The following is a 13,694-nucleotide window of genomic DNA, read 5'->3' as shown; positions in this document are numbered from 1 at the left end:
ACGTAAGCCCTGTAAAAAGTTGATGATGTGGCAATTCATTTGCACTTAAATTTAATTATTCAGGATTCAATATGTTGTTGAAGAACGTTGTTGCAGGAGCAGGTGCGGTTGCCGTGATCCTTTGTTGGCCGCTAGCGACAGGTCAAATTGGTGAAAGCTTATACATGGGTGCAATTAAGAACTATCACAGCCCATATATGACAATCACTAATCAAAGTTTTGAGCGTGGTTACTTATCGTCAGATGCGGTATCTCGTATTGAGCTAAAAGATACGCTAAAAACGACGTTTGAAAATGAAGGTTTACCAACAACATGGCTGGTGAAACATCACATCAAAAATGGTTTCTTGGGCGTGAAATCAACCAGTGAGTTGGAAATTGATAAGAACATTGCACCAACTGTAAAAGACATTTGGGGTGAGAACGTTCAACCTATTACCTTAGTGACGGATTCATCGCTAACAGGTAATACTGATTTCACCATGACAATCAGCCCAGTTAATTACAAGCATGCAGATGCCTTTGTTAACAGCCAAGCTTTTGTGCTTAAAGGTACCGCTGATACCAAAGGTACCGGTGATTTCAGCTATTCATTACCAACACTAAATGTGAAAACAGACAGCGGTGAGACCATGCAAGTAACGGCTCTTGATGGTAATGGTAAAGGCCACATGGAAGGTAACTTCTGGATTGGTGAGCAAACATTTACACTTGGTAAAGCTAACTTCGCTTCTTTTGATAATCAACATCACGTTGAAATTGATGGCATGAATGTCGTGATGAAGAACGCGTTAAGCCAGCCGAAAGATGAGAAAGCACCGAATGAGGAAACGCAGCAAGTAACGAATACTAATAATGTATCAGTGAAGAAAATTGTGACGCTTGATGGTCATGAGTACACGGATTTTAACTTTGCACTGGCATTGAAAGACTTAAATTACAAAGCGGTAAGTCGTTTAGCTGCAATGGAAGAAGTGACAAATCACGAGCAGCAACAACAGCAAATGCAAGAAGCGATGTTGGCACTTGATCTGCTGGTGGCAAAAGGTGCAACAGTTGATTTATCTGATCTCAGCGTGATGACGAAGCAAGGTAAAGTGAATGCTTCACTGTTACTTGAGCTTCAACCTGGTTTAGCGCGTGCTTCAGAAAACCTTGCAGCACTACCAAGTAAATTGGCAGGTAATGTGAATATCGCAATGCCAAAAGGCTTTGTTGCTAATGAGCCATTATTAGCAGAGCAAATTCCGAACTTGTTAAAGCAAAAAATGATCACTGAAAATCAAGATAGTTATCAGTTAACGGTGAAGATTGAAAACTCACAGTTAGTCTTTGGCTCTGGCCTTAAGATCCCACTGGCTATGCTATCTATGCTAATGATGCATTAATTAATAGTCTGGTTTAATAGTGAAAGGCGTCTCTATTTTAGAGGCGCTTTTTTGTATCTGAGTCAATTCAGGTGTATTACTTTTGAGCCAGTTCTCATTAGTCGTTGATAAAAATAAAAATTTTAATTTAGTAATTTTAAAGAAATGAACTTTACTTGTAAGTAGGGGCAGGTTTTTAGCCACAATAATAATAAAGCTTGTCAGTCAATTGTTACTCAAAAGGTTGTTTGGGGGATATATGGAATCATTAAAAGTAAAAGATTATATGAATGTCCGCCCAGTGACATTTAGCGAAGCTATGTCATTATCAGTTGCGCTCGACAAGCTTTTAACAGCGAAACAAATTGGTGGACCTGTGGTTAATGAATACAAGCAGGTGGTTGGGTTTATTTCAGAGCAAGATATGCTCCATAGATTGCTTCAAGTGGGTTATCACTGCCAAGACTCTCATACGGTGAAAGACTGTATGCATACGAATGTACTGACGGTCACAGGTGATGATTCAATTATTGAATTAGCACAAATTATGACAGGACAGAAACCGAAAATTTATCCTGTAGTGGATAACGGGCAGTTACAAGGCGTGATCACGCGTCGTGATGTGTTGACTGCGATCAGCAATCAAATTGGCGACAGCTTTAAACATCCACTGTGATGCGATATATTAAAAATTAACCATGATATAAAGGCGCTTTTTAGCGCCTTTCTTTTTGTCTTTACAATGAACAATTTGCTGAATTATTTAAGGCAATTAACTAGAGGTTTATGTGAAACAATCATCATCTAAAGCAGAGCCAGTGCATCAAGCAAAATTTGTTACCGGTTCACCGATGAAGCACATCGTAGTGATGTCAGGAACGGGTGCAATAGGCTTAATGGCACTGTTTTTGGTCGATTTACTTGATATGTTCTTCATTAGTTTATTGGGTGAAGTTGAGCTTGCTGCTGCGATTGGTTTTGCCGGTACCTTAGTCTTTTTCTCTACCTCTATTTCCATTGGTACATCTATCGCAGCAGGGGCGTTAGTTTCTCGTGCGCTTGGTCGAAATGATCGTGAACATGCTAAAAGTATGGCAACCAATGTTATGTTGTTTGCGGTATTGATTAGTGTCGTGATGGTTTCTTTGATGCTATGGCAATTGCCGTTGTTACTCGATTTAATTGGTGCAAAAGGGCATGTAGCAGAAGCGGCAAGCCAATATTTAACGATTTTATTACCTAGCGCACCGCTGATTGCTGTTTCAATGGCGGCTGGTGCAGCACTGCGTGGAGTGGGTGATGCAAGACGTTCAATGATTGCAACCTTAATTGGTGGTGCCGTTAACGCAGTGCTGGACCCGTTGTTTATCTTTGGTTTTTCAATGGGGATCCAAGGCGCAGCGATAGCTTCAGTGTTTGCGCGTTTAGCTGTGATGCTATTTTCGCTTTATGTGGTGATTTATAAGCATCAGCTATTAGCAAAACCTGATTTTACTGGCTTTAAGCAAGCAATTCCGACAGTCGCTAAAATTGCATTTCCAGCGATCTTAACTAATACCGCAACGCCGATTGGTAATGCGGTGGTAACCAGCAATATTGCCCAGTTTGGTGAGAATTTTGTCGCAGGTTACGCCGTTATTGGTCGTATTATGCCAGTCTGTTTTGCTTTGGTATTTTCACTATCAGGTGCTGTAGGCCCAATTATCGGACAGAACTTTGGTGCTGAGCGTTGGGATCGTATTCAGTTAGTGCTACGCGATGCCATGATTTTTACCGCAGCCTACTGTGTAGTAGTGTCGCTGGCGCTATGGGCGGGACAAGATTACTTAATTTCAATATTTAGCTTAACTGGTGATGCGGCTGAAATTGTTGGGGTATTTTGTACCTTTATTGCGGTGACCTTTATCTTTAATGGTGCATTGTTTGTGGCAAATGCGGCGTTTAATAATTTGAATCGTCCAACATGGTCAACGGCATTGAACATGGGTAAAGCGACGATAGGTACGATTCCGTTTGTGCTTATTGGAGGCCATTTAGCAGGCGCTAGCGGTGTACTTGTCGGGCAAGCAGTGGGCTCAGTGGTGTTTGGTATTCTAGGCTTTGCTTTAATTATTCAGCAAGTGAAGAAAATGGGCGTTGCTCATGAGCATCAAGATATTGAAGATCACGAGAGTTTAGAGCCAGTGGTTCCTATTACGCCATTTTGTTCTTCTCGTACTTATATGGGGACGGATGGGGTATTAGAAGAAGTGATAAATAGCGAGTCAGAAACAGACAGTGAAAAGAGTGAGCAGAAAAAGTCATAAATTAGCGTTCAATCACAGTAAATCGATAACTGTGATTGAACCGAAATTTTTCGATTGTGGCGTTTCATTTGTTGGCAGAAAAAGCCGAATTTAGTGACCGCAAACTTTGCAAAAAAACTTAAATTTCACCGCTTTATTGATCTAACGCGGTGAAATTCGCCTATCAGCATTACACAATAATTACGCTTTTAATCACAGTGTTGACTATGATGGGAGAGTCTCATTTGGTGCCCATTTATTCAGTCTTGTGATTTTGCCATTTACTTCATCTTTTACGTTTGGAATAAAAAGGTGATGGCGTAGTTATTGTTAAGGGAATAATGCTATATGCGTCAAAGTCTTCGTTACATCATACCTATTTTGCTGCCATTAATTATCCTGCTTTTACCGGCTTCGTTTTTTCCGGTTGAGGGACTGACAGTTATTCAGCAACGTGTTATTGCGATCTTTTTATTGGCGGCCTTATGTTGGGTATTAGAGCCAATTCCAATTTATGCAACTTCTGTTGTGATCATCGTTTTAGAATTGCTACTGCTTTCTGATAAAGGTTTGTACTTGTTCCGAATGGATCATGGGCAACCCCATTTTGGTGAACTGCTTGATTACAGTGCGATCATGGCAACCTTTGCCAGCCCAATCATTATGCTGTTCTTAGGTGGTTTCTTCCTTGCTATGGCTGCAACCAAATACCGTTTAGATGTCAACTTAGCGCGAGTGTTACTTAAGCCTTTTGGTCATCAACCGAAATACGTAATGTTTGGTTTAATGCTGATCACCGCGATTTTCTCAATGTTCATGTCGAACACGGCAACCACAGCCATGATGTTATCGATTCTCGCACCTGTGATTGCGCTGTTTGGTGCAAAAGATCCCGGTAAAATTGCTTTTGCATTATGTATTCCAGTGGCTGCGAACATCGGTGGTATCGGCACCCCAATTGGTACGCCACCAAACGCAATTGCACTTAAATACTTGTCAGCAGAGAACATGATCACCTTTGGTGAGTGGATGTTCTTTGGTGTGCCATTTGTGGCGGTATTGTTAGTGTTTGCATGGCTGCTTATTAATGCGTTTTACCCTGCTAAACAAGAGAAAATCGAGTTAACCATTCAAGGTAAATTCTTAAAAACACCAAAAGCAATCACGGTATATGTCACTTTTGCATTAACGATCCTGCTTTGGTTAATGGGCTCTACTCACGGTATGAACTCATACACTGTGGCACTTATTCCTGTGGCAATTTTCTCGCTAACAGGGATCATCAATAAAGAAGATTTAAAGAAGATCTCTTGGGATGTGTTGTGGCTGGTATCGGGCGGTATTGCATTAGGGTTAGCGCTGGATAAAACAGGTTTAGCTAAGCTGGTGGTCAACAGTATTCCGTTTGATAGCTTCTCGCCATACATCGTATTAATCGGTGCGGCGACACTGTGTTTAGTGATGGCTAACTTTATGTCACACACCGCAACCGCGAACTTGTTAATGCCAATCATGGCGGCATTGGGTACATCTATGACTTCTCTTACGCCATTAGGTGGAGAAGTGACCTTGATTCTGGTGGTGACTTTTGCGGCATCACTGGGTATGTCATTACCAATCAGTACACCACCTAACGCATTGGCACACGCAACAGGTCATGTTGAAAGTAACCAAATGGCGAAAGTCGGGGTGATCATCGGTGTGGTCGGTGTTGCAATGAGCTTTGCCATGATTTGGGTCTTGCACTTAATTGATCATATTTAATGAGTGCATATTTGCTTAACCATAAGGATACAGAAATGGTTCAACCCCAAGCATTAACACGGATCATTGATACTTATTTCCGTGATTCGGAGCGAACCATGTCAGTGACAGCTGGGACGCAAGTGCTTCGTCAGAATGATTACAACGATAAACTGTACTGGGTAAAAAGTGGTGAGTTATCGGGGTATTTAAAAAATGATGAGCAGGGGCCAAGTGCCAAGGTGTTTGTGGTTAAAGAAGGGATGTTCTTTGGGGTGCATAGCTTCTTTGCCCAAACCTTAATGGCAACCACGACCGTTGTTGCAGAAAAAGACAGTGAAATAGCTTGGATTGATCTGTTAACACAGGCTGTCGAACCTGAAACCTATGGTTCACTTGCCGAGCAATTTATGCCAGTGATGGTACATGAATTGGCACGTCGACAAATGCTAACGGGGATGGAAGCGCTTGAGAAAGAAAAGGCATTACAAAAACTTTACTCTAGCGAGCAAATGCGCACCCTTGGTCAACTTGCTGCGGGTATTGCTCATGAGCTAAATAATGCGATTGGTGTGATTAGCAGTAAGACCGAGAATATCCAAACCGATATCATGGATTTTGTGACGGCAATAAAGCCGGAGATGCTGCCTTTTCTCCAACATGGTATTAACGTTGGGCAAGCAGCTGGCTCTCAGCAAGTGCGTGAACGAGCTAAAGTATTGATGAAGCAATATCACTTACCACGCGATAAAGCCAAAACTTTAGCCCGAGCAATACCTGAAGGCGAAGTGCCAGCGTCATGGTTTGTGGATTTAGACGAAGCCTTACGCTATTGGGACTGTGGTCGTGATTTACGTGATATGCGCTTAGCGGCAAGGCATTCTGCCAGCATTGTGAAATCGGTAAAACAGTTAGGGGGTAGCGATCATGTGCGACAACCTGATGTTGATATCAATGAAACACTACATAAATCACTGGCGTTGTTACAAAGTAATTTGCGTCCTGTTGAAGTGATATTGCGCCCAGCGGTATTGCCACCATTAATGGCAAGCTCTACCGAGTTAGTACAGGTGTGGGTAAACTTGATCAAGAATGCTTGTGATGCGATGGAGCACACCACAGCACCGCAAATTGAGATAGTGACACGCCATGTGAAAAATAAAATCTTAGTTACTATTACCAATAATGGTCCCATGATTGATGAAGCAACGCGCAGACAGATCTTTAATCCCAACTTTACTACTAAGAAAGGCGGGTTATCGTTTGGATTAGGATTAGGTTTATCAATTGTACAACGGATCATACAAAGCTATGACGGTTCGGTAGTGGTGAAAAGTGATGAAGAACGTACCACGTTTCGGATTAAGCTACCGATAATCTAAGGGATGAGTTATGGAAAAAATAGTCGTTATTTGTGTTGATGATCAACAAGAAGTATTAAGCGCAGTGCTAAAAGATCTCTCACCGTTACAGGCTTCCTTTATGATTGAAGAGTGTGATTCAGGTGAAGAAGCACTAGAGCTAATGGATGAGTTAGATGCGGAAGGGCACTACATTGGTTTAGTGATTTCAGATCATGTTATGCCGGGTAAAAATGGCGTGGAGTTATTAACTGATGTTACTAACGATAGTCGTTTTATCAAAACCAAAAAGATCTTACTAACAGGGCAAGCAACGCACCAAGATACCATTGCTGCAATCAACCAAGCCCGTATTGAAAGCTATTTTGAAAAACCATGGGATGCAGAAACTTTGGTAAGCTGCGCCAGAACACTGTTGACGGAATACATTTTCGATATGGGGTTTGATTACCAAGAATGGGGTGAAGTGTTAGATAACACCACGGTATTACGTCGTTTACGTTAACATTAACGCTACTCGTTTAGCCCTTTGAGTGTGATTACGGAAAAAGCCAAATAGTAAATATTTGGCTTTTTTTATTGACCTTGGACTTTACTCCAAGGTTTATAGTTAGTCACAGATAATCAAAATAGCACTCAAGGAGAACGATTATGTGTGCTCAATGCCATAATAAGAAACCGCACATTCATGCGGCAAAACCAACGGCAGTAACCAAAGCGACAGTAACGGTAGAATCTTGTGAATCTGCGTCTTGCTGCTCATCAACACCTGCTGACGGTGTGAAAAAACACACGGAAGGTTGTGGAGAATCTGATACCGACGGCCCCGCTTCCTGTTGTTCATCTAAAACATCACCTCAGGTTGATGCGATCCATTCTGCGTCACCCAAAACTGCCTTTAAGATAGCCTCTGCTACTTCATCAGCAACAACGCATTCTCATCACGCGCATTCAGAGCATGATCATGCCCATTCACACTCAGTAAAAAGCTGTAGCGCATCGTCTGCACCGAGTATGACCAAAGAGCAAGAACAAGCACTCGAAGCAACACTGGCGCAAACGGCACATGGTCAAACCTTTAGCTGGAAAGTAGTTGGGATGGATTGTCCAAGCTGCGCCGCTAAATTAGAAAAATCTATTTCAAGCCTTGCTGAAGTTGAAACGGCAAAAGTGATGTTTGCGACAGAAAAACTGATCGTGAATATGCAGCCATCTCAGCAAGCGACAACAGAGCAACTAAAAAAACGCATTGAAGATAAAGCGCAAGATACTGGCTTTACTTTAGTTGCTAATGCTGCGGCAGCAGAAGCGTTGCCGAAAAAATCATTTATCCAAACGCATTTAGAAGTCATTGTGATTGCGGCAATGATGTTTGTGTCTTTCCTCATTAACCAAGTGTCACACAGCGTTGGTTTGGTCGCTTTTACCTTAACGACGATTGTCGGTTTAGTGCCGATTGTGAAAAAAGCCATTAGCTTAGGTAAATCAGGCTCGCCATTTTCAATTGAAACCCTAATGAGTATCGCTGCTATTGGCGCGTTGTACTTAGGGGAAACCGCTGAAGCAGCAATGGTTATCTTACTGTTCTTAATTGGTGAACAATTAGAAGGATATGCTGCATCTCGTGCCCGTAGTGGCGTGAAAGCACTCATGGACTTAGTACCAGAACAAGCCAATGTTGTGCTTCCAAATGGTGAAAAGAAAAAAGTGCCAGCTAGCGAGCTACAACCGGGTGATGTGATTGAAGTCGTACCGGGTGAGCGTTTACCAGCCGACGGTCAAGTGTTAGATGTGGTTGCGAGCTTTGATGAAAGCGCATTAACGGGTGAATCTGTGCCAGTAGAGCGTACACCCGGTCAGAAAGTCATGGCAGGTAGCATGGCGTCAGATAAAGTGGTGCGCTTAACCATTATTTCTGCCCAAGGTGAAAATGCTATCGACCGTATTCTTCATATGATTGAAGAAGCTGAATCACGTAAAGCGCCACTAGAACGTTTCATTGATAAATTCAGTCGTTGGTACACACCTGCAATGATCCTATTGGCTGCATTAGTCATCATCATTCCGCCATTAGTCTTTGGTCAATCATGGGATGAGTGGATCTACAAAGGCTTGGCATTACTGTTAATTGCTTGTCCATGTGCGCTAGTCATTTCAACACCTGCAGCGATCACCTCAGGTTTAGCAGCAGCAGCACGTCGTGGCGCATTAATAAAAGGTGGTGCAGCCCTTGAGCAACTGGGTCATATTGAAACCGTGGCGTTTGATAAAACCGGCACGCTAACGGAAGGTAAGCCTGTTGTGACTGATTTAATTAGCTGGGATAACGATGACGACAAACTATTGCGTCAAGCAGCAGCGGTTGAATCTGGCTCGTTACACCCATTAGCAACAGCTGTTGTGAACCTTGCGCGAGAAAAATCACTACCAGTGGTTGAAGCTGAAAACCGTGAAGCGTTAGCTGGTCGTGGTATTCAAGGCACAACCGAAGACGATCACTTCATGTTATGTGCAGCCGATCGTCTTCCAGAAACCATTAGCTTAACAGCAGAGCAAGAGCAGCAAGGCATTGCGCTAGAAGGAGAAGGTAAAACGCTGGTGGTTGCCGTACGTAATCAACAAGCGGTTGGTCTTGTAGCATGGCGTGATAACTTACGCAGTGACGCACTTGAAGCGATTACCAAACTAAAACGCATCGGTGTTAATTCAGTCATGCTAACGGGTGATAACCCACGTGCCGCTGCAGCGATTGCTAAAGAGATCAACATTGATTTCCGCGCAGGTTTACTGCCAGAGGATAAAGTCTCTGAAGTGCGTAAACTCAATACCAATCACACAGTAGCTATGGTTGGTGATGGTATTAACGATGCGCCAGCGATGAAAACTGCCACCATTGGTGTTGCAATGGGCGGTGGTACGGATGTGGCACTAGAAACAGCAGATGCGGCGATCACCCATAACCGGGTGTCAGAGTTGCCAGTGATGATTGAATTGTCTCGCGCTACATTGAGCAATATTCGTCAGAACATCACATTAGCACTCGGTTTAAAAGTGGTCTTTTTAGTCACTACATTACTTGGCTTTACAGGGCTTTGGGTCGCGGTATTAGCAGATAGTGGTGCAACTGCATTGGTAACCTTAAACGCATTGCGCTTACTTCGCTTTAAACCTAAAAAATAACTACAGTTATTAGCAATTGAGCTAATCTTTTAAACGGCATGACAGAGCAAAGCGCTGAGTTATGCCGTTTTTTTATGGGGCTGATTTGTTAGAAAAGTGGAGAATTTAAGAAAAATAACCGAGCAGAATGAGAAAATTTTTTGTGATTGTTGCAATAAGATAACGTTTACTTGTGACTTGAATCATATTTACATGTAACAAAATTTTTCGTTACTTTTTGTAGGTGTGATTGGGCTCACTAAAACTCATTAAATCATTGGGTATTGTAACTAGGTCTTTTGATAGAGCATGTTGCTATGTTTTTGACTCTTTCTATCAAAACATTCTATTAATAATGAGTTTCATGGAACCTCTCTGAACCTACAACAGAGCCGTTTAAACTAAAGGGTAACATTATGTCTGACAATAAAGTATTCCACCTAGGTGTTAATAAAGCTGATCTTAATGGTGCTGAGCTTGCCATCATTCCTGGCGATCCTGCACGTGTTGAGAAGATTGCAAACTTAATGGATAACCCAGAGTTTCTTGCAAGCTCTCGTGAGTACACACTTTTCCGTGCTCAACTAGACGGTAAATCTGTTGTGGTGTGTTCAACGGGTATCGGTGGTCCATCAACGTCTATCGCAGTAGAAGAGCTAGCACAGCTTGGTGTAACGACGTTCCTACGAGTGGGTACAACAGGTGCAATCCAGCCAAACATCAACCCAGGTGACATGATTGTAACAACAGGTTCAGTACGTTTAGACGGTGCAAGCCTGCACTTTGCTCCAATGGAATTTCCTGCAGTGGCAGACTTCGGTGTGGCAACAGCAATGAAACAAGCGTGTGATGAAGCACATGCGGTAGTACACACAGGTGTAACTGCATCAAGTGATACCTTCTACCCAGGTCAAGAGCGTTACGATACATTCTCTGGCCGTGTTGTTCGTCGTTTCCAAGGCTCGATGAAAGAGTGGCAGGAAATGGGCGTGCTTAACTTTGAAATGGAATCAGCAACGCTATTAACTATGTGTGCAAGCTCTGGCTTACGTGCTGGTTGTGTCGCTGGTGTTATTATCAACCGTACTCAAAAAGAGATTCCAGACCACGCAACGCTTAAAGAAACAGAAGCGAAATCTATTAAGATCGTGGTAGAAGCTGCACGTAAAATGCTAGCTGAATAAAATTTAATTCTTTTAAAGAATATATTAGAAAGCCGCTCTTAGGAGCGGCTTTTTGTTTGAGATAAATGATTAATCAAGACGTTGGTTGAATAGCATTAGTTTAGCTTTAATAAATAAGCAGTTTGATGAGTCGTTATTACTAAAGTGATATTTGAAATTTGTTTCGCTATTAAATCTATCTAAATAATAATCAGCTAGTGGATCATATTTACTACTGTTAATCCAAGTGTAAAACTTGCCTAACTCGTAACTGACTTTGCGGCTGAAATCTGAACGTGGTGATAGAAGAGATGCATACTCTAAATCTACTATATTCATGGATTGAAGATTATCTTTTATTTCATAGATGAGAGGTACAAGTGCTTTTTTGTAATCTTCAAACATTATTTCAAGTTCTTGCTGATGTATATCATTTTCAAAAATTGTGATCAGATTGGAAATAACATCATTGTAGTAATCATTGTTAAGTCTTTTGGTTGATTCGATTTTTAAAATATATAATTGTTCAATGAAATTATCTTTAGTCTCAATGCGTTGCAGTGATAACTTTTTCTTGAAATTATCATATAAAGTATTAATTTTTTTAGAAATCACATCTAAGTAGTTGTATCTGGTAATAAGAAATAGCATGAGCTCTTTTGAATTAAGGTTCATAACTAAATCATCTTCATCTAATTTATTACTATATAGATGGACGGTAAGTTCTCCGTCATTGGAGTAGCTATCAAATGGCCAGCTTGCAAATCTTTTAGAAGTCGATTGGTTAAGGTTTACAGGGTGAGCTCCGAATGACGCTCTTATCGATTTAAAATAACTGTTATCATCTTCATCAAATATTCGTTGTGAAAAGCAGATTCTCTCTCCCGAGAAAGGTACTGTTTTGGGATTTATAAATACACGATGCAGTTGTGCTATAGACTCAGAAACAAGATCGATTGATGATATTAGAGAGAACATCTGCATGACACGAACATCAATATTTTCATCTAGTTCTGGAGCGTGCTGCAAGTGTCTTATTGATACGGTCAACCAATCCATACAAGAGCAAATTAAATTCCAGTGGTTCTTTCCATTGTTATTACTATAAGCATTAAAGACAAAGTTTGAATTGGAATTTACTAAATCCCTAAAATTTGAAATTTTTTCATCAGTAATACTGTTTTTCATTCTCTAAAACTCTATAACTTTATGATAAATAATAAAATACCACAAAGCTTAAAGTTATTAACTACGATCCTTGACCTCAACTTAACTTGAGGTTTTATCCTTGCTTTAAATCAATCTCGCTGGTGGCGAAATTACAGAAATTAAAGCAAGGAGAAAAACAATGACACAGTTTGTTGATAAAGGGATTTTAGCGTTAGCGAATGTAGTGGAAATTGACAGTAACGCATGGTTTCAAGGGCATACGGGGGCGGCATTACTGGCAGGTAACTCATTACTTCATAGTGGGGTGCTTAATGATTTAGCTAAGCAGAGTTTGCAAGAAAGATTAGCTCAGTTTGTTGATGATAATCTGCATTTAATGAATCCATTAGCAGCCAGCCCTGAAACCACCGATTACAGTAAAGTAGTAAATGCCATTGCGCTCAACGCACAGCAATTATGCCATTCAGGTCATGGGATCATTTATGGCGCATTGTTTTTAAATGCAGTTACAAATAATAGCGTTGTTGTTACTGAACGTATGGTTACCAATATTGCCAAACTTATTATAAATTGTATGGATGATAATTGGGGGCGTTATTATGGCTTGGCGGATTACCGTCAATACCAGCCGACAAGCTTATTAAATAAAGGCGAGATAGATATTCATCAACTTTGTATTCTTGCCGTGACTCGCAGCACACAAGATCTTCATCATAATACTGATGAGCATTTTTTCTCTGGTGATAAATTGCATGGTATTACTCATGCTCACGCCATATTTCTACTCGATAAACTAGGCTACAAAGAATTAGCACAGCAAGCGGCTCAACAATCACTGATTCAATTAGAACTTAATGATCGAAAACCTGAATCAGGGCTAAAAAAGGTGATACCAAAACCATTTGATTTATCGGATCCAAATATCTGGGGGCGTGACTTTAACGATGATCACCAAATTAAGTTAGCGCACAGCTATGTGGAATTATCGATTAATATAAATCAGCCATTAGCAAAATTAGATAACCTTTGGGGAGCAACGGTGTAGCTTAACTGCCTTTATACCCAGAGCACTTAGGTATAGTTATCTATCACTGAACCACAATGTATTGGCGCAAACCTTGTTCAGAGCTATGATGTGTAGCTTGCTGATAGATAAAGGGATTGATTATGTTGTGGTTTTTGATGATTACCTTACCACTGATTTTAGTAATAGCGCATGTGGTGCTTCTTGCTACCAACCTTTATTCTTCGGTAAAACCTGCCTTGGTTATTCCTGCCATTATTGTTGTGTACTGCGGGTATTCCATTATCAGTGTGTCAGATCGAGATGCACTTCCTGCGATTATATTAGCGGTGTATTACTTAGCGTTGACTGTGTTTACGCTACGCCGTAGCTATGCGTGGTATAGCAACCACCATGCTTAGTTTTGAATGCTAGTGGTAAAC

At 41.2% G+C, this 13,694-nt stretch carries 11 protein-coding genes; 10 read left to right on the top strand and 1 reads right to left on the bottom strand.

Translation table 11 applies throughout. The features are described 5' to 3' along the window. The first annotated feature begins 71 nt into the window (after positions 1 to 71). From Q7657_RS18530 to udp, 8 genes are all read left to right on the top strand, one after another. A complete protein-coding gene (locus tag Q7657_RS18530; RefSeq protein WP_107165335.1) occupies positions 72 to 1,388 on the top strand; it encodes a DUF945 family protein in 1,317 nt (438 codons plus the stop codon). A gap of 238 nt (positions 1,389 to 1,626) precedes the next feature. Continuing rightward, the gene (locus Q7657_RS18525; protein ID WP_053986871.1) at positions 1,627 to 2,043 is read left to right on the top strand and encodes a CBS domain-containing protein; all 417 of its coding nucleotides are present in this window, start codon (positions 1,627 to 1,629) and stop codon (positions 2,041 to 2,043) included. A 193-nt stretch (positions 2,044 to 2,236) separates the two neighbouring features. Next, positions 2,237 to 3,673, top strand: coding sequence for an MATE family efflux transporter (locus Q7657_RS18520; protein WP_258178229.1), 1,437 nt, complete (start codon positions 2,237 to 2,239; stop codon positions 3,671 to 3,673). A 327-nt stretch (positions 3,674 to 4,000) separates the two neighbouring features. Continuing rightward, positions 4,001 to 5,416 (top strand): SLC13 family permease, encoded by a 1,416-nt coding sequence (locus Q7657_RS18515; RefSeq protein WP_107165333.1) that lies wholly within the window; start codon positions 4,001 to 4,003, stop codon positions 5,414 to 5,416. A gap of 35 nt (positions 5,417 to 5,451) precedes the next feature. Beyond that, positions 5,452 to 6,777 (top strand): ATP-binding protein, encoded by a 1,326-nt coding sequence (locus Q7657_RS18510; RefSeq protein ID WP_107165332.1) that lies wholly within the window; start codon positions 5,452 to 5,454, stop codon positions 6,775 to 6,777. A 10-nt stretch (positions 6,778 to 6,787) separates the two neighbouring features. Further along, entirely contained in the window at positions 6,788 to 7,261 is a 474-nt protein-coding gene (locus Q7657_RS18505) for a response regulator (RefSeq protein WP_107165331.1), read from the top strand. A 146-nt stretch (positions 7,262 to 7,407) separates the two neighbouring features. After that, entirely contained in the window at positions 7,408 to 9,936 is a 2,529-nt protein-coding gene (locus tag Q7657_RS18500; protein WP_107165330.1) for a zinc/cadmium/mercury/lead-transporting ATPase, read from the top strand. A gap of 395 nt (positions 9,937 to 10,331) precedes the next feature. Beyond that, a complete protein-coding gene (gene udp / locus Q7657_RS18495) occupies positions 10,332 to 11,099 on the top strand; it encodes a uridine phosphorylase (RefSeq protein ID WP_008987464.1) in 768 nt (255 codons plus the stop codon). 69 nt (positions 11,100 to 11,168) lie between these two features. Here udp and Q7657_RS18490 read toward each other — a convergent pair whose 3' ends face one another. Then, positions 11,169 to 12,266, bottom strand: coding sequence for a hypothetical protein (locus Q7657_RS18490; protein WP_107165329.1), 1,098 nt, complete (start codon positions 12,264 to 12,266; stop codon positions 11,169 to 11,171). Positions 12,267 to 12,426: 160 nt separating this feature from the next. Between Q7657_RS18490 and Q7657_RS18485 the strand changes: the two genes are divergently transcribed. Both Q7657_RS18485 and Q7657_RS18480 read left to right on the top strand, forming a co-directional pair. Beyond that, on the top strand, positions 12,427 to 13,293 hold the full coding sequence (locus Q7657_RS18485; protein ID WP_107165328.1) for a hypothetical protein: 867 nt from the start codon (positions 12,427 to 12,429) through the stop codon (positions 13,291 to 13,293). Between the two features lie 122 nt (positions 13,294 to 13,415). Beyond that, a complete protein-coding gene (locus tag Q7657_RS18480) occupies positions 13,416 to 13,673 on the top strand; it encodes a hypothetical protein (protein ID WP_107165327.1) in 258 nt (85 codons plus the stop codon). Positions 13,674 to 13,694: the final 21 nt, after the last annotated feature.

This window comes from Candidatus Photobacterium acropomis (genome assembly GCF_030685555.1).
Classification (GTDB): Bacteria; Pseudomonadota; Gammaproteobacteria; order Enterobacterales; family Vibrionaceae; genus Photobacterium; species Photobacterium lucens.
Note: the sequence above shows the minus strand (reverse complement) of the source record. Positions and strands in the feature narration are given on the sequence as shown.